This is a genomic window from Acetomicrobium sp. (genome assembly GCF_059026225.1).
Genome location: NZ_JBWQOQ010000002.1, coordinates 73,522 through 86,760 on the forward strand (window position 1 = coordinate 73,522; position 13,239 = coordinate 86,760).

Annotated in this window: 16 protein-coding genes and 1 riboswitch; of the genes, 12 read left to right on the top strand and 4 right to left on the bottom strand. The window is 43.7% G+C overall.

Annotated elements, in window-relative coordinates; translation table 11 throughout:
• Positions 1 to 73 precede the first annotated feature (73 nt).
• Complete coding sequence (locus tag AC5SXE_RS01495; RefSeq protein ID WP_493916392.1) at positions 74 to 808, top strand: SDR family NAD(P)-dependent oxidoreductase; 735 nt, start codon at positions 74 to 76, stop codon at positions 806 to 808.
• 25 nt (positions 809 to 833) lie between these two features.
• On the top strand, positions 834 to 1,535 hold the full coding sequence (gene cuyB / locus AC5SXE_RS01500) for a cysteate racemase (RefSeq protein ID WP_493916393.1): 702 nt from the start codon (positions 834 to 836) through the stop codon (positions 1,533 to 1,535).
• 92 nt (positions 1,536 to 1,627) lie between these two features.
• Here the strand turns inward: cuyB and AC5SXE_RS01505 are convergent, their stop codons facing one another.
• Complete coding sequence (locus tag AC5SXE_RS01505; RefSeq protein ID WP_323721696.1) at positions 1,628 to 2,665, bottom strand: hypothetical protein; 1,038 nt, start codon at positions 2,663 to 2,665, stop codon at positions 1,628 to 1,630.
• A gap of 162 nt (positions 2,666 to 2,827) precedes the next feature.
• Between AC5SXE_RS01505 and AC5SXE_RS01510 the strand changes: the two genes are divergently transcribed.
• Together AC5SXE_RS01510 and AC5SXE_RS01515 are read left to right on the top strand one after the other, a co-directional pair.
• Positions 2,828 to 3,367 carry a chromate transporter gene (locus AC5SXE_RS01510; RefSeq protein WP_493916394.1) on the top strand — a complete coding sequence of 180 codons (540 nt, stop codon included), beginning with the start codon at positions 2,828 to 2,830 and terminating at the stop codon, positions 3,365 to 3,367.
• Positions 3,360 to 3,914 carry a chromate transporter gene (locus AC5SXE_RS01515; protein WP_493916395.1) on the top strand — a complete coding sequence of 185 codons (555 nt, stop codon included), beginning with the start codon at positions 3,360 to 3,362 and terminating at the stop codon, positions 3,912 to 3,914. Before AC5SXE_RS01510 ends, AC5SXE_RS01515 begins: the two co-directional genes overlap by 8 nt.
• A 77-nt stretch (positions 3,915 to 3,991) precedes the next feature.
• Here AC5SXE_RS01515 and AC5SXE_RS01520 read toward each other — a convergent pair whose 3' ends face one another.
• The 3 genes from AC5SXE_RS01520 to AC5SXE_RS01530 are packed head-to-tail and all read right to left on the bottom strand — an operon-like array spanning position 3,992 to position 5,818.
• Positions 3,992 to 4,477: a chemotaxis protein CheX gene (locus AC5SXE_RS01520; protein WP_323721699.1), complete on the bottom strand. Its 486-nt coding sequence runs from the start codon at positions 4,475 to 4,477 to the stop codon at positions 3,992 to 3,994.
• On the bottom strand, positions 4,467 to 4,940 hold the full coding sequence (locus AC5SXE_RS01525) for a RuvC family protein (RefSeq protein WP_323721700.1): 474 nt from the start codon (positions 4,938 to 4,940) through the stop codon (positions 4,467 to 4,469). Before AC5SXE_RS01525 ends, AC5SXE_RS01520 begins: the two co-directional genes overlap by 11 nt.
• Positions 4,940 to 5,818, bottom strand: a complete 879-nt coding sequence (locus AC5SXE_RS01530; protein WP_493916396.1) for a lysophospholipid acyltransferase family protein — start codon at positions 5,816 to 5,818, stop codon at positions 4,940 to 4,942. Before AC5SXE_RS01530 ends, AC5SXE_RS01525 begins: the two co-directional genes overlap by 1 nt.
• Before the next feature lie 347 nt (positions 5,819 to 6,165).
• Between AC5SXE_RS01530 and AC5SXE_RS01535 the strand changes: the two genes are divergently transcribed.
• From AC5SXE_RS01535 to thiW, 8 genes are all read left to right on the top strand, one after another.
• On the top strand, positions 6,166 to 7,356 hold the full coding sequence (locus AC5SXE_RS01535; protein WP_493916397.1) for a coenzyme F420-0:L-glutamate ligase: 1,191 nt from the start codon (positions 6,166 to 6,168) through the stop codon (positions 7,354 to 7,356).
• A gap of 157 nt (positions 7,357 to 7,513) precedes the next feature.
• Positions 7,514 to 8,263 carry a molybdate ABC transporter substrate-binding protein gene (gene modA, locus AC5SXE_RS01540; protein WP_493916398.1) on the top strand — a complete coding sequence of 250 codons (750 nt, stop codon included), beginning with the start codon at positions 7,514 to 7,516 and terminating at the stop codon, positions 8,261 to 8,263.
• Positions 8,264 to 8,265: 2 nt separating this feature from the next.
• Positions 8,266 to 8,907: a molybdate ABC transporter permease subunit gene (locus tag AC5SXE_RS01545; RefSeq protein ID WP_493916399.1), complete on the top strand. Its 642-nt coding sequence runs from the start codon at positions 8,266 to 8,268 to the stop codon at positions 8,905 to 8,907.
• Entirely contained in the window at positions 8,891 to 9,982 is a 1,092-nt protein-coding gene (locus AC5SXE_RS01550) for an ABC transporter ATP-binding protein (RefSeq protein WP_493916400.1), read from the top strand. Before AC5SXE_RS01545 ends, AC5SXE_RS01550 begins: the two co-directional genes overlap by 17 nt.
• 65 nt (positions 9,983 to 10,047) lie before the next feature.
• Positions 10,048 to 10,155, top strand: a riboswitch (TPP riboswitch).
• Between the two features lie 65 nt (positions 10,156 to 10,220).
• Positions 10,221 to 10,964: an ABC transporter ATP-binding protein gene (locus AC5SXE_RS01555; RefSeq protein ID WP_493916401.1), complete on the top strand. Its 744-nt coding sequence runs from the start codon at positions 10,221 to 10,223 to the stop codon at positions 10,962 to 10,964.
• Complete coding sequence (locus tag AC5SXE_RS01560) at positions 10,957 to 11,703, top strand: ABC transporter permease (RefSeq protein ID WP_493916402.1); 747 nt, start codon at positions 10,957 to 10,959, stop codon at positions 11,701 to 11,703. Before AC5SXE_RS01555 ends, AC5SXE_RS01560 begins: the two co-directional genes overlap by 8 nt.
• Positions 11,704 to 11,766: 63 nt before the next feature.
• Positions 11,767 to 12,693, top strand: a complete 927-nt coding sequence (locus tag AC5SXE_RS01565; RefSeq protein WP_493916403.1) for an ABC transporter substrate-binding protein — start codon at positions 11,767 to 11,769, stop codon at positions 12,691 to 12,693.
• 36 nt (positions 12,694 to 12,729) lie between these two features.
• Entirely contained in the window at positions 12,730 to 13,239 is a 510-nt protein-coding gene (gene thiW / locus AC5SXE_RS01570; RefSeq protein WP_493916404.1) for an energy coupling factor transporter S component ThiW, read from the top strand.

Sequence of the window (13,239 nt, forward strand, 5' to 3'; positions counted from 1 at the left end):
CTCTTTGGTTTATTATACTTGGGATTGTAATTCATATCTCTTTAATTAAAATAGAATATAAGGAGGAAGCGCCGTGAAGCTCAAGGATAAGGTAGCTTTGATAACTGGCGGAAGCAGAGGTATAGGTAAGGCCATCTGCCTTGAATTGGCGTCTCATGGGGCTCACGTCGCCTTTACATACAACAAAAACGATGCTTATGCCCTTGAAACAGCCAGGAAAATCGGAGAACTAGGCAGAAAGGCACAATGTTATAAGATGGCTCTTACTGAAAAAGTTGAAATCAGTAAGTGTGTCCAAGCAATAGTGGAAGATTTTGATACCATCGATATAGTGGTCAATAATGCGGGCATTCTTGGGGAAAACACCATTTTGCTTGAAATAGACGAAGCAGACTGGGACAAAGTTTTAAACGTCAACCTAAAAGGCGCCTTCATATTAACCCAGTGCGTTTTGCCATATATGATAGGGAACGAAGGGGGGAAAATTGTCAACGTAAGCTGCTTAGCAGGAAAAGACGGGGGCATCATGGGGGTTCATTACGCGGCAAGCAAAGCAGGTCTAGTTGGCATGACTTTCCACCTGGCCAGAGAACTATTAGAACATAACATAGGGGTCAACGCGGTAGCTCCGGGACCGGTAGACACAGATCTTCTGACTCCGGAAGATAAATCAAGACTCGCCAGTCTTTCTCCCAACGGCCGGTTGGCCAGACCCGAAGAAATAGCTCATGCGGTGAGATTCTTAATTGAAAACGATTACGTAAACGGCGAGGTATTAGACGTTAACGCTGGCTGCTATATGGATTAACTAAAAATTAAGGGAGGTTTAAAACATGGTGCCTCAAAAGACACTCGGTGTATTGGGGGGCATGGGCCCTGCTGCCTCAGCAGAATTCATGGTTTTATTGGCCAAACTAGCGCCCGCAAGTCGTGACCAGGAACACCCTCGGGTAATTTTGCTTTCATGGCCACAAATTCCGGACAGAACAGAGGCGATATTATACGGCGGGAAAGATCCTTCGCCCTACCTGCTGGAAGGCCTCAATAAACTTGCTTCTTGGGGGGCTGATTTGCTGGCAGTGCCTTGCAATACCGCTTACTACTTCATTGATAAAATGAAAAACCAACTACCTAGACCCCTGGTCCACATAGTTCATTCGACCTTGGAACAAACAAAGCAAAAGTCACCTTCTGGCGCATGGCTTCTCGCTAGCAATGGAACCATAAAGACCGAACTTTATCAAAAGTACGCCAAGCAAATGGAAGTTGAGCTTTTTTTGCCCGATCCAAAAGAACAAGAGGAAGTTCATGGAAGCATCGAGCTTGTGAAGAAAAACGATTTGCGGGGGGCAGCATCCATGCTGTCCAGGGTTTTGTTCTCGTTGCAAAAGAAAGGAGATCTTCCGTTCATAGCAGCTTGTACGGAAATTCCCCTGGCGTTTAAAGCCACCAACCTGGATACCGATTTAATGATCTCTAGCTTGGAGGCCTTGGCATTAAAGTGCATTTCGATCATTTACAACGATGCGCTCTAGGTTAGATTTATCTAAAAAAGTATTTTTGCCATATTAACCAGGGATAATTAACTAACATAGCAGCCATTTCGGTTGTTATTTTGGCAGCCCTTTTAAAAAGGCAAAAACAAAACAATTATAAACACTAGAATTACAAACAATAAAGACAATATTAACCCGGCATCCAAACCGCTTTTTACGCCTGATTGCAGAGCCTTAACCTTTATATCTCCTGGCGCTACAAATCTGAAGTAAACCTCTTTGTCTTCTTCCTCTATCGTACCGTGGACTTCATATCGGCCATCTTTTAATAGTCGTATCATAAAGACCTTCGCAGCTATCTCTTCATCACAATTTGCAAGGAAAATAACATCCCCAGGATGAAGTTCGGATAGAGGTATTCCCCTGATAGGATCTAGTTGCGGATCTATCTCGATTAACGAAGCACCGCCATCCATCGGCTCATTTATAATATATGAGCCGATTTCTTCTTTTTTTACTACTTGTTTAAGATATCTAGTTATTGCAGAATCCAGAGACAACAAATTGATGCTCTTTTCCCTGAGCTCCGGCAAAGACAGCTTGTCAAATTTAAATGCTACGATGGGGATGGTCCTTCCGGTGGCCTCGCGAAACTTTTTTTCAAACTCCATTAACTTTTCTCTGGGCGAAAATTCCTCATCTACCGAAGCATCTGCATGTTCTCTTTGCAAAAATTCTATGTATGCCTCATCTACAACATCAGGCCACACCTTTCTCAATTGCAGATTTGCATGTTGTGCAGCTATAAATTCGGCATCATTTACTGATGAAGGCAAAAATTCTGACCCCTTGGTAAGGATATTAGCTACGGTAGACCACTTGTTTAAAGAAAGATTTTTCGCTGTGTAGGGCAGGGTGGATTGAGATGTCCATATAATTTGGCCATCAGGACCTATTACAGCTACCTGTAGCAAGGTAACCTGACTAGAAAATGATAGTAAAGCCCACAATGCTACATATTCTTTGCACTTCCTCATTAAATAGGCAAATAAAGTTCTCGGGTCTTCGACACCTACTTCTTCGAGATACTTATTCATCAATTCTTCTATTTCTTCCTCGCCAAGACCCAACATATATGCCAACAAGCCCTTTGTATACCATTCAGACATTTTCATCTTCCTCATCGTCAGTCATTTAATTTAAAGCCTTTACCTAAAGAGCTGCTTCTATTAAGCTTAAATCAAAAATCCCAAGTTAAGCAACGTGTCCATATAAAATTTTACTTGAAAATCCGATGAAGAAAGAGATATTTATGAAAGCGGGTAATAATTGTGATAAAAGATATATTTTTACTTTTTTTCAAAGCAAGTCTGTGGGCCTTGGGAGGAGGTTTCGTATTCATCGGAGTCATCGATGCCGAAATCAAAAAGAAATCCTGGGACTCATTATGCGATACCGACTCCTTAATCGCAATCACTACATCCCTTCCTGGCCCAATAATTACGAACCTATCATATCTTATCGGCAAAAAACTTGCTGGAATAACAGGTGGTCTTGCAGCTGTGACAGGGTCAATCTTGCCACCATTTATAATAATATATTTCTTAGCGCCACTCCTGTTAAATTTGAATCAAGAAGCCACTCGTTTATTCATAGAATCTTTTTTTTACGGCGGCCTAGTTGGTGTAGCAGTGTTTGTCTTTTTGACAGCTTTGCGATGGATAAAGGAAGCCTTTGAATATGGCTTTGTGAGCTTTGCAAGTTTTATCTTGATGACAATTTTGATGCTGGTCAAAGTTCACCCGCTCATTGCTCTTTTTGTGGGCTTTTCGATGAACATGCTTCTTGCAAGGAAGAACAAAGATGCGTGAACTTTTCTTCCTTGCCTTGGCCTTTGCGAGAATATCTTTGGGGAGCTTTGCGGGCGGGTTATCCTCCATAGCTTTAATATATCATGAGATTGTGCTAAATTACCAATGGCTCACTTCCGGTGAATTTGAGCAAATGATAAGTTTAGCGCAAATGTCTCCAGGCCCAATTGCCGTCAACGCTGCTACCTATGTGGGCAAAAAACTGGGAGGATTTCCCGGAGCCATAATCGCAACTGCTGCTATAGTTGCAACTCCCCTCATATTATTGTTGATATTGCTATTAATCATCAAAATCCTTCCAATCGGCGAAACAGCCAAGCAAAATGCAAAGCTCTCGCTTCGTCCTGGGGTAGCAGCACTTCTAACGACAAGTACTCTAAGGTTATTTTCGTCAACCTTGAACAGGCCAATTTATCTTTTGTTGGCACCCTTGGCATTTTTCCTGTTGCTAAATACGCGGATAAACAAGCGTCCTCCCCTGGGAATTATAACTTGTGGCTTGCTAGCCGCGCTCACGGCATTTTTCGCTAGTATAATTTGCCGATAAACCACAAGTTTGCTTTATGCTTTACTTTATATCGAAAAAAGAAATTTGAATTAACAAGCAACATATGATAAAGTTCCTCAACTCACTGTTAAGACCATATATAAAATCCCTCCTCCGTCTAGTTTAAAGGGCAGAGTAAAACTTTGTGTAGATCTTTCTTTGGGAGGAATGGATTTAATATGTTCGCCAACCAACAACTGAGGGGGAGTCAAGTTTAGACCCTCCACTTCGCTGAGCTTAATGAAGGCCTGTCCACTAGTCATGTTCGCCAGCTCTCCCAACACGCTCATGGAAAGAGGATCACCCAATTTGGGCGTAATATTTCCTCCTGACATTGCGATTACAATTCGATTAAAGCTTGTCTCGTCTGCCATAACAGCAACTGTTCCCTTAACCGCTGTCGTTACAAAGCCTATTAGCGCGGCAACCCTGCTTCCAGCAACGCTCACGTCGGAAGTAATGGCCAATTTATCCAATGTGATATCAACGCCCATGCTTTTGCAAACAGATACAAGCGCCCCTGCAAAACTATTGACAATCTTTGCGAAAAGTTCAGCATCCATATGATACGCCTCCGTGGATATCTTTATTCTGCAACCATTTTTTGACAAGCTCCCAAGCCGCCAAATCGTCCACATCTCGTTTTGGAATTAAAAGAGACAACGGTATGCATCTACGTAACCCCTTTGGAGGGTGAATCTGGAAGTAGGCCTTCCTCGCCCTGAGCGTTGTGAAAGACTCGTCCACAATTTCGTACCTAATTCCATATCTTCGCAAGAGCCGTTCGAAATCCTTAAATGTAGTCCCTCCACCAAGCAATACAACCTCAAGTTTTTGGCCGAAAAGTGCAGAAATACTGCCCTCGAGTTTGTATGATCTTATGTAATCCCAATTTTCCCCTATCAAAGCCGATAAGAATGCTTCAAAAGATTCCGCCTGAAATATGCCAGAACAAAGGAGTTCGCCCTCTTCATTTACGAAGGCAAAACCAACCTTATCTCTGCCAGGGTCCAAACCTAGATACATTACCTATCACCTAACGTAGATGCCCATCTGGGATATAGCCACAGCCACTGTTCAGGATGTCGCAAAATCCAGTCAGACAAGATATCATTGCATATGCGCACGTTTTCTTCAATGGGTTTGTCGTAAAAATCCTTGATGGTTTCTTCCAAAGTAGGCAAAAAGTATAAATCATGCCGGATGCCATCCTTCCTGCGAATTATGAACAGTGGGACGATGGGGGACCGCCTCTTTTGTGCCATCTTTATAGGCCCGTAGGGCGTACTCGCCGGATGCCCCAAGAAAGGAGCGATTATTCCTTTGTCACGCGCGTCTTGGTCTAGCAACACCCCCAAGATATTTCCCTCCTGAAGACAACGAATGGCACTCCTTAAATCAAAGCCCTTCCCAATGCTTTCGACACCGCATGAAGCTCTAAGATCGGAAATTAAGTCAGTAATGCGGGGATCCCTTTGTTCCGCGCCTATCGCCTTTATAGGATATCTTTTAATACCCAAGTAGGCCGCCGCCAGCTCCCAATTGCCGAGGTGAGCCGTAAGCAATATCACCCCTCTACCGCATGCAAGGGCATCATTGAGATTTTCTATGCCATGTGCAGTAACTATTTCGTCAATTCTGCTACTTAATTTAGGCAGGCTGAGAAATTCCACGACACTGCGGCCCAAATTGATGTAAGATTTAGTAACAATATCTCTTGCTACCGCTAAATTGCAACCCAAGATCTTTGAGCATCTGCGGACAGCTTTTGAGACCCTCTTTTTACTTAACGCACACACGATACGCCCCAAACTTCCACCCAGGGACAAAGCAGCAGAATGAGGCAACATGCGCGATTGAACGCTAAGATATTGTATGCCAAACCATATCAGATCTTTAGTCATGAACCCTAAATCACCGCCTTAGATGTCCTTCAAGCTCGAAAGAACATTATAAAAATTTTTTAACAAATCATGAATAGCAGCAATATTAATATAAATTATCATAAAGGACTTGACATATCATATCAGTATTTTTTACATTCTTCCTCTCAGGGGATATCTGGGCTTTCGTTGCCAACTTAATATTTTTTTTCGTAGCCCAAGTACCACACAAATGCAACATACCTAAAAAAGACGTCGCAACTTCAGAAATATTGGGCTAAATTAAATAAAAAACAACGAATTGTGCTATATTATCCATCGGTCATGAAGGGTTAAGACATCGATCGAATCGAAAGGAAGTGATTGCCATGGCGCGAAGGGTCGGCACAGTAGCGCGAGGCATCAGGGCACCTTTGATAAAGACAGGCGATGACATAGTTTCGGTGGTCGTAGACTCCATCAAAAGAGCATGCAAAGAAGAAGGTTTTTCTTTGCGAGACAAAGACGTAATAGGGATCACTGAATCGCTTGTCGCCAGAGCTCAGGGTAACTATGCAACAATACACGACGTAGCTAATGATTTATCCCGAAAAATGAAGGCAGATGAAATCGCGGTCCTTTTTCCGATCTTAAGCCGAAATAGGTTTTTTTTAATCCTTAAAGGCATCATTGCGACAGGCAAAACCATTCATCTTTTTCTAAACTATCCTAACGACGAGGTTGGCAACCCACTAATGAACAGAGAGGTAATGTACGAGAAGGGCATAAACCCTTACGTTGACACGCTCGAAGAAAAAGATTATAGGTCCATAAAAGGACTTTCGCTAAGACATCCATTCACAAACGTTGATTACGTCGATCTATATAAAAGCGTTGCGCCTGAGGGCAAAATGCACATATATTTTTCAAACGACCCGAAAATCGCCTTAAAATACTCAAAGGAAATTCTGGTAGCCAACATTCATGAAAGGGATTGGACAAAAAAGATCGCAAAACAGGCTGGGGCTTCCGTGGTGCTCGGCTTGGACGACCTGCTCACCGAACCTGTGAATGGCAGTGGTTATAACCCGGAATACGGCTTGCTGGGATCCAATACGGCATCGGAAGACAGGTTGAAACTTTTTCCCCGCAACAGCCAAGAAATATGCGAGAAAATACAGTCTCTAATCAAAGATACCTGTCAAGTTGAGGTGGAAGTCATGGTGTACGGGGACGGCGCCTTCAAGGATCCAAAGACGGGAATTTGGGAATTTGCAGATCCAGTGGTCTCACCCGGTTTTACCAAAGGCTTGATCGGGACGCCCCGCGAGATCAAATTAAAATACGTCATCGACAAAGAACTTGAGGCGCAAGAAGGTAGTGTTGATGAGATAGTCAAAAACCATATCCTTAAGAAAAAAGCTTCAAATTTGGATGCCAATGAAACATTAGGTACCACCCCACGCATGTACACCAACCTTATAGGAAGTTTATGCGACCTTGTAAGCGGAAGCGGAGACAAAGGCACTCCCATTGTGCATGTGCAGGGCTACTTTGACGATTACACATCAGAATGGTAATCAATTTAGCAAGGATGACCGGGACGAAATTAATTATTTGCAACATAGTTGCATTTCCTCTTTCTGTAGCTTATATTTAAGCTTAGATGCTGACGACGAGACCTGCAAAATTGCATCACTTAAAGCATCTAAATACAATTAAAGGAGGCGTCCTTTCGTGTTGTCCCGGTTAAGTAAAGGTTTAGCAGTTATGGTGGTGATAGTATCATTTTTGTTCCCCTCTTTTGCCCTTGCTGACTCAGCAGATGATGTGGTAGCTGTCGCTTCGAGCATGCACGAATGCATAAACGAATTGGCTACTGAATTTGAAAGCTATGGTCTGGGAACCTCCCCAAAAATCGTTTCCGGAGCATCGGGCAAACTAGCATCCCAAATAATAGCCGGAGCCCCTTTTGGGCTATTTTTATCGGCAAGCCCCGAATGGACCAAAAAACTTGAAAGCGAGGGACTGCTTTATGAGGTGTTCCCAATGGCAACGTCCCCGGTCGTGGCATGGTGGCCAAAAGATGAAACCATCACTTTGGAAACGATAGAAAGAAAAGACGTTCGCATCGCCATTGCAGATCCGGAAGCAGCTCCCTTTGGCAAAGCCGCTGCAGAATATCTGAATGCAATAGGAATTTATGACGAGCTTTTAAAAGAAAAAAGGTTGGTGATAATGGGCAATGTAGAGCAAGCCGCCTTGGCAGCTAAAACAGGCGGGGCCGATATCGGGATGTTTTCGCTATCTGTCGCAAAAAAATTAAATGAAGGAAGTTACGTTATCTTACCCGTAGACCCACTAGAAAATAGCGGTGGACTTGTAAAGAGCAAGGCCACCAAAAATATCGAGGCTTTCTGGCATTACATCAGGTCCGAAGCTAGCTATGACATTTGGATTAAATGGGGTTTTGAGCCGGTGCGATAAAGATGAGGCCATCTTTCATTATAAGCCTAAAGGTGCTGGCAGTAGATGTTCCTATACTTTTTTTCATCGGCACTTTAATGGGTTGGACATTAGCTAAGAAGCAATTCAAGGGTAGGGCAATAGTCGATACTCTAGTGGTGCTGCCAATCGTCCTTCCGCCTTCCGTTTTAGGATTGTACCTCCTTATGACGTTGTCTCATATTCCTTTTATAAGGGAATCCAGGATACTTTTTTCTTTTCCGGCAGCCGCTTTAGCGCCTCTTTTTCCTTCCTTGCCAATAATGATACAAGCTGCGAAGTCTGGCTTTTGCTCTGTAGACGAGAGGCTCGAACAAGCCGCTCGCACCTTAGGAGATAATGAACTTAAAGTGTTCTGTAGAGTCACCTTCCCTTTGGCAAGGTCTTCCTTGATGGCTGGCCTTGCCCTGGCTTCCATGAGGGCCCTCGGGGATTTCGGTGTTACGCTTATGATAGCGGGAAACATACCCGGAAGAACTCAGACATTACCGCTTTATATTTACAGCAGAGTTGAGGCCATGAAGTTTTTCGAGGCAAACTTAGCGGCCCTTTTATTGACTATTCTTGGAATAGCCAGTCTATCAATTGTTAAAAAGTTGGAGGGAAAGCATGCAGAGTTGTCTTGAGGCAAATTTCTCTAAAACCCTTGGAAATTTCCATTTAAATGTTTCGCTCTATCTGGGAGAGGAAATAGGTGTGCTCTTTGGTCCAAGCGGCGCCGGAAAAAGTCTAACTTTGAATGTCTTAGCCGGCCTCGTTAAACCTGATCGCGGTAAAATAACCCTCAGGGGACGTATCTTGTACGACTCCGCCTCTTCTGTATTTCTGAAGCCGGCTGCAAGAAAGATCGGGTTAGTCTTTCAGGAATTGGCCCTATTTCCTCACTTATCTGCGATAGAAAATGTTGCATACGGATTAAAGGAACCAAATAAGTGGCAGCTTGCCAAGGAGTGGCTTGACAAGATGAGACTGAGCGGACTTTACGAGAGAATGCCTCATCAGCTGTCAGGTGGTCAAAAGCAACGCGTTGCCTTAGCTCGAGCACTTGCACCCAAGCCCGATCTTTTGCTACTTGATGAGCCCTTTAGCGCGCTGGAAGGACCAATGCGTCGGGCCTTAAGGAGAGAGTTAAAAAACTTATTTCTTGAAATAAAGATCCCGACTTTATATGTCACTCATGACGTAGAAGACGTGTGCTCACTGGCAACCAGGGTGTTTTTAATCCGCGACGGGTCTATAACCGCCACCATCGATGCAAACAAACTTTGGGACCCCCAAAGCCAGGAAAATGTTTGGCATTCCTTGGGTTGGGGAACACTGATACAGGGCGAAATCATAACGGAAGAAGGAAACCATTGGTTCAGGTGGCCTGAGGGAAAACTAAAGCTATTACAACCCACGAGTCCGGCAAGAGGAAAGGCCACCGTTTTTATACCTCCCGAGCACATCAAATTGCTTTACCCAGATCTTCCCGTTGACCCGGAATTAAAGCCCAACGTCATGGAGGGAAAGATAATAGAAAGAATTGAGATGAACCACTTAGTACGGCTTTACATTCATAGTGCCGGAATAGAATGGCACACGGAGCATCCCAAAGATTCTTATTCCACTTTAAACCTGAACGAAGGCCAAAACGTTTCATTCAGCGTAAAGCCGTCAATGATATACGTACTCACTGAAGAATGTGATCCACCCAAATAAGCTTGCCAAAACATAAACTTAAAGATGTTTATTTAACAGGCGGTAAACTTTGTGTTAAAATTTTAAATGTGTCCTGGGGGAGTCGGTTTACCGACTGAGAGGAAGCTAAAAAGCTTCGACCCTTAGAACCTGATCCGGGTCATGCCGGCGTAGGGAAGGTGTAAATTTTTAGGCCTTCAAAAAATAATTCCTTCCCCAATATGCTGACTGATCCTTAAATAAGGAGGTCGGCTTTAGTTTGTTAAGGGTTTGCGACATCAGCAAAATTTACTCAGATCTCACGGTATTTACAAATATAAGCTTCATGGTAGAAAAGGGAGGTTTTGCCGCCTTCTTAGGACCCTCTGGATGCGGTAAAAGTACTTTATTTCGTGTCATTGCCGGGATAGAACCCTCTAATGGTGGTCACATAGAGTGGGAGGGGCTAAAGGCACTAAACTTGAAAGAAAATACCGCAATGATGCTCCAAAAAGATTTGCTGCTTCCGTGGTTCGACATTTTGGACAACGTTTTGATCCCGATAAAAACTTTAAAGAGAGATTTAAAGGCCGGAGAAGTCAAAGCAAAACGTCTTTTATCCCGATTTGGCTTATCAGGATTCGAGCATTACTTTCCATATCAAATATCCGGAGGCATGCGCCAAAGAGCCGCTTTGGTCCGCACCTTGCTTTTTGACAGAGAAATATTCTTGCTAGACGAACCTCTTTCAGCTCTTGACGCACTTACCCGGCGATTGCTTCAAAACGAAATTTTGCGCATCCAGTTGGAATTCGACAAAACCGTATTGATGATCACCCACGACGTAATGGAGGCTTTAATGCTTGCGGATAAGATATTTTTACTTTCACACTTACCCATGCGCATAATAAAGGAGATCGACTTAAGCAATTTGCCAAAGCCCAGATATCATTTGGACTTCGAGTTAAGGGAGATGGCAGAAAATATATTTTCCACGCTAAAAGGAGAGCTCGTCAATGTATAGGCGAACATCCTTTTTAGTCTTAACATTTATCCTTGTGATATGGGAAATTTCGGTAAACTTTTTGCACATTCCTAAATTCATACTTCCTGCTCCAAGTCTTATTTTATATACGTGTTTTTCTCAAGCACCTTTGCTTTTAGAAAACACGCTAGTTACCGCGGTCGAGATTTTACTCGGTTTACTGATTAGCCTTGCCATATCCATACCCCTTGCAATGGTCATGTTTAATTTTCCAAGCATCGATGCCGCAGTAACGCCCTTTCTCGTCATATCGCAGGCCATACCAATCTTCGCTTTGGCTCCTTTGCTTGTCGTGTGGTTTGGATACGGACTTTTGAGCAAAATCATCATGGCCACTATAGTAATATTTTTTCCTTTGACCGTTTCACTGCACTCTGGTTTTAAACAAGTTGACCCGGATTATGAGGTGCTTTTCGACCTCCTCGATGCATCTTTTTGGAAAAAGATGCGCCTTCTCTATTGGCCTGCCGCCCTGCCCTCATTTTTTGCCGGGCTTAAGATGGCCGTCGCCGTCGCTACAATCGGGGCAGTACTCGGGGAATGGGTAGGCGCTCAAAAGGGCTTAGGGTACTTGATGATTCAAATGAACGCCAGATTGAGAACTGACATGCTTTTTGCGGCTCTGGTTTGGCTAAGCGTCATGGGCATGGGACTATGGTTGCTGGTAAGCAAGTTGGAAGAGCATTTTTTATTTTGGCTGAACGATATGAAAGATTAACTTAACGCTATGAAATGTTACGTTAGTTAATTAAACGACATTCAGACAGGAGGCGATTTAAAAGTGAAACGCATAGGTTTGGCGGTATTGATTTTTCTCCTTTTTGCGATTCCGGCGAGAGGAGAGAATTTGACGTTAGTATTGGACTGGTTTCCAAACGTTGACCACTTGCCGCTTTATGTGGCACAAGAAAAGGGTTTTTTTGCAGAGGAAGGTCTAAAGGTAAACATAACGTCACCCTCAGAAAGCGCTGACGCGTTGAAACTGGTTGCAGCAGGCAGAGCGGAATTAGGCATCAGTTACGAGCCACAAGCTCTAGTTGCGGCGTCCGAGGGTGTTCCAGTATTAGTCATAGGTAGGCTTATAGGCCATCCTCTATCAACTGTTTTGTACATCAAAGATCGCGGTATAGAAAAACCCCAAGACCTAAATGGGAAGTCAATGGGATATACCGTCGCTGGAATGGAAGATGTGCTGGCCAGGGCTTTTTGCGAACTAAACGAAATTAAAGATTACACCCTAATACATGTGGAATTTGCGATCGTACCCTCTTTGGTATCGGGAAGGATAGATTCCGTGATGGGCGGTTTTAGAAATTATGAAGTAGTGGAACTAGAGCTTGAAGGATATGCGCCTGGTTACTTTGCACTGGAAGAATATGGCTTCCCCGATTACGATGAACTTGTAGTAATTGCTAATCCGAAATTTGCCAAAGAAAACAAGAAGGCGATCTCCTCCTTCAGAAGAGCTTTATCTAAGGCAATAGAAATAAGTAAGGATACTTCCGAAGAAGCTCTTGACCATTACTTCAAGGCCGTACCCGAATCGGACAAAGAACTTGAAAAACGCGCTTTCGAAAAGACTTTGCCTTTTTACGCCGAAAACCAAAACCTTGAGGCTGAACGATGGCAAGCCTTCGCAGACTTTGCGCTTCAAGTAGGGCTGATAAAACACCATGTTGACGTAAAACAGCTTTTGTGGAAGGACTAAAACCCAAAAACGGGTCAAAGGAGGCACATAAAAGTTATGAAGACCACGTTGAAAAACCTTATTCTAGCGGCTCTTTTTGCTGCAATGGCAGTTCTTCTTTCGGGATTTAGCATCCCCGTAGGCCCAACTCGTTGTTTCCCTTTTCAACATGCTATTAACGCTATATCTGGGGTATTGCTTGGACCATGGTGGGCGGCAGGTGCAGCTTTAACTGCGAGTATAATCAGAAATGCTTTAGGCACAGGAACGTTATTTGCCTTTCCAGGCAGCATACCAGGAGCTTTAGTTGTGGGCATCGCAGCTAGACTCCTTAAAAACAAGAGACACTACGCCGCCTTAACGGAACCTCTGGGCACGGGAATAATAGGAGCTATTATAAGCGTTTATATCTTGGCGCCGGCAATCGGTAAGGAGACAGCGCTGTGGTTAATAATGTCAGCCTTTCTTTTAAGTAGCGTTCCTGGCTCTCTTCTCGGGTTTGCACTACTCCTCGCTTTTAGCAAGGCCGGCTGGTTTCAGAAAAACATTGGCAGATCGAGCATATGA

Coding starts and splice junctions, on each gene's coding strand:
- cuyB (WP_493916393.1), top strand. CDS start 834: ATGGTGCCTCAAAAGACACTCGGTGTATTGGGGGGCATGGGCCCTGCT.
- AC5SXE_RS01505 (WP_323721696.1), bottom strand. CDS start 2,665: ATGTCTGAATGGTATACAAAGGGCTTGTTGGCATATATGTTGGGTCTT.
- AC5SXE_RS01515 (WP_493916395.1), top strand. CDS start 3,360: ATGCGTGAACTTTTCTTCCTTGCCTTGGCCTTTGCGAGAATATCTTTG.
- AC5SXE_RS01520 (WP_323721699.1), bottom strand. CDS start 4,477: ATGGATGCTGAACTTTTCGCAAAGATTGTCAATAGTTTTGCAGGGGCG.
- AC5SXE_RS01525 (WP_323721700.1), bottom strand. CDS start 4,940: ATGTATCTAGGTTTGGACCCTGGCAGAGATAAGGTTGGTTTTGCCTTC.
- AC5SXE_RS01530 (WP_493916396.1), bottom strand. CDS start 5,818: ATGACTAAAGATCTGATATGGTTTGGCATACAATATCTTAGCGTTCAA.
- AC5SXE_RS01535 (WP_493916397.1), top strand. CDS start 6,166: ATGGCGCGAAGGGTCGGCACAGTAGCGCGAGGCATCAGGGCACCTTTG.
- AC5SXE_RS01545 (WP_493916399.1), top strand. CDS start 8,266: ATGAGGCCATCTTTCATTATAAGCCTAAAGGTGCTGGCAGTAGATGTT.
- AC5SXE_RS01550 (WP_493916400.1), top strand. CDS start 8,891: ATGCAGAGTTGTCTTGAGGCAAATTTCTCTAAAACCCTTGGAAATTTC.
- AC5SXE_RS01560 (WP_493916402.1), top strand. CDS start 10,957: ATGTATAGGCGAACATCCTTTTTAGTCTTAACATTTATCCTTGTGATA.
- thiW (WP_493916404.1), top strand. CDS start 12,730: ATGAAGACCACGTTGAAAAACCTTATTCTAGCGGCTCTTTTTGCTGCA.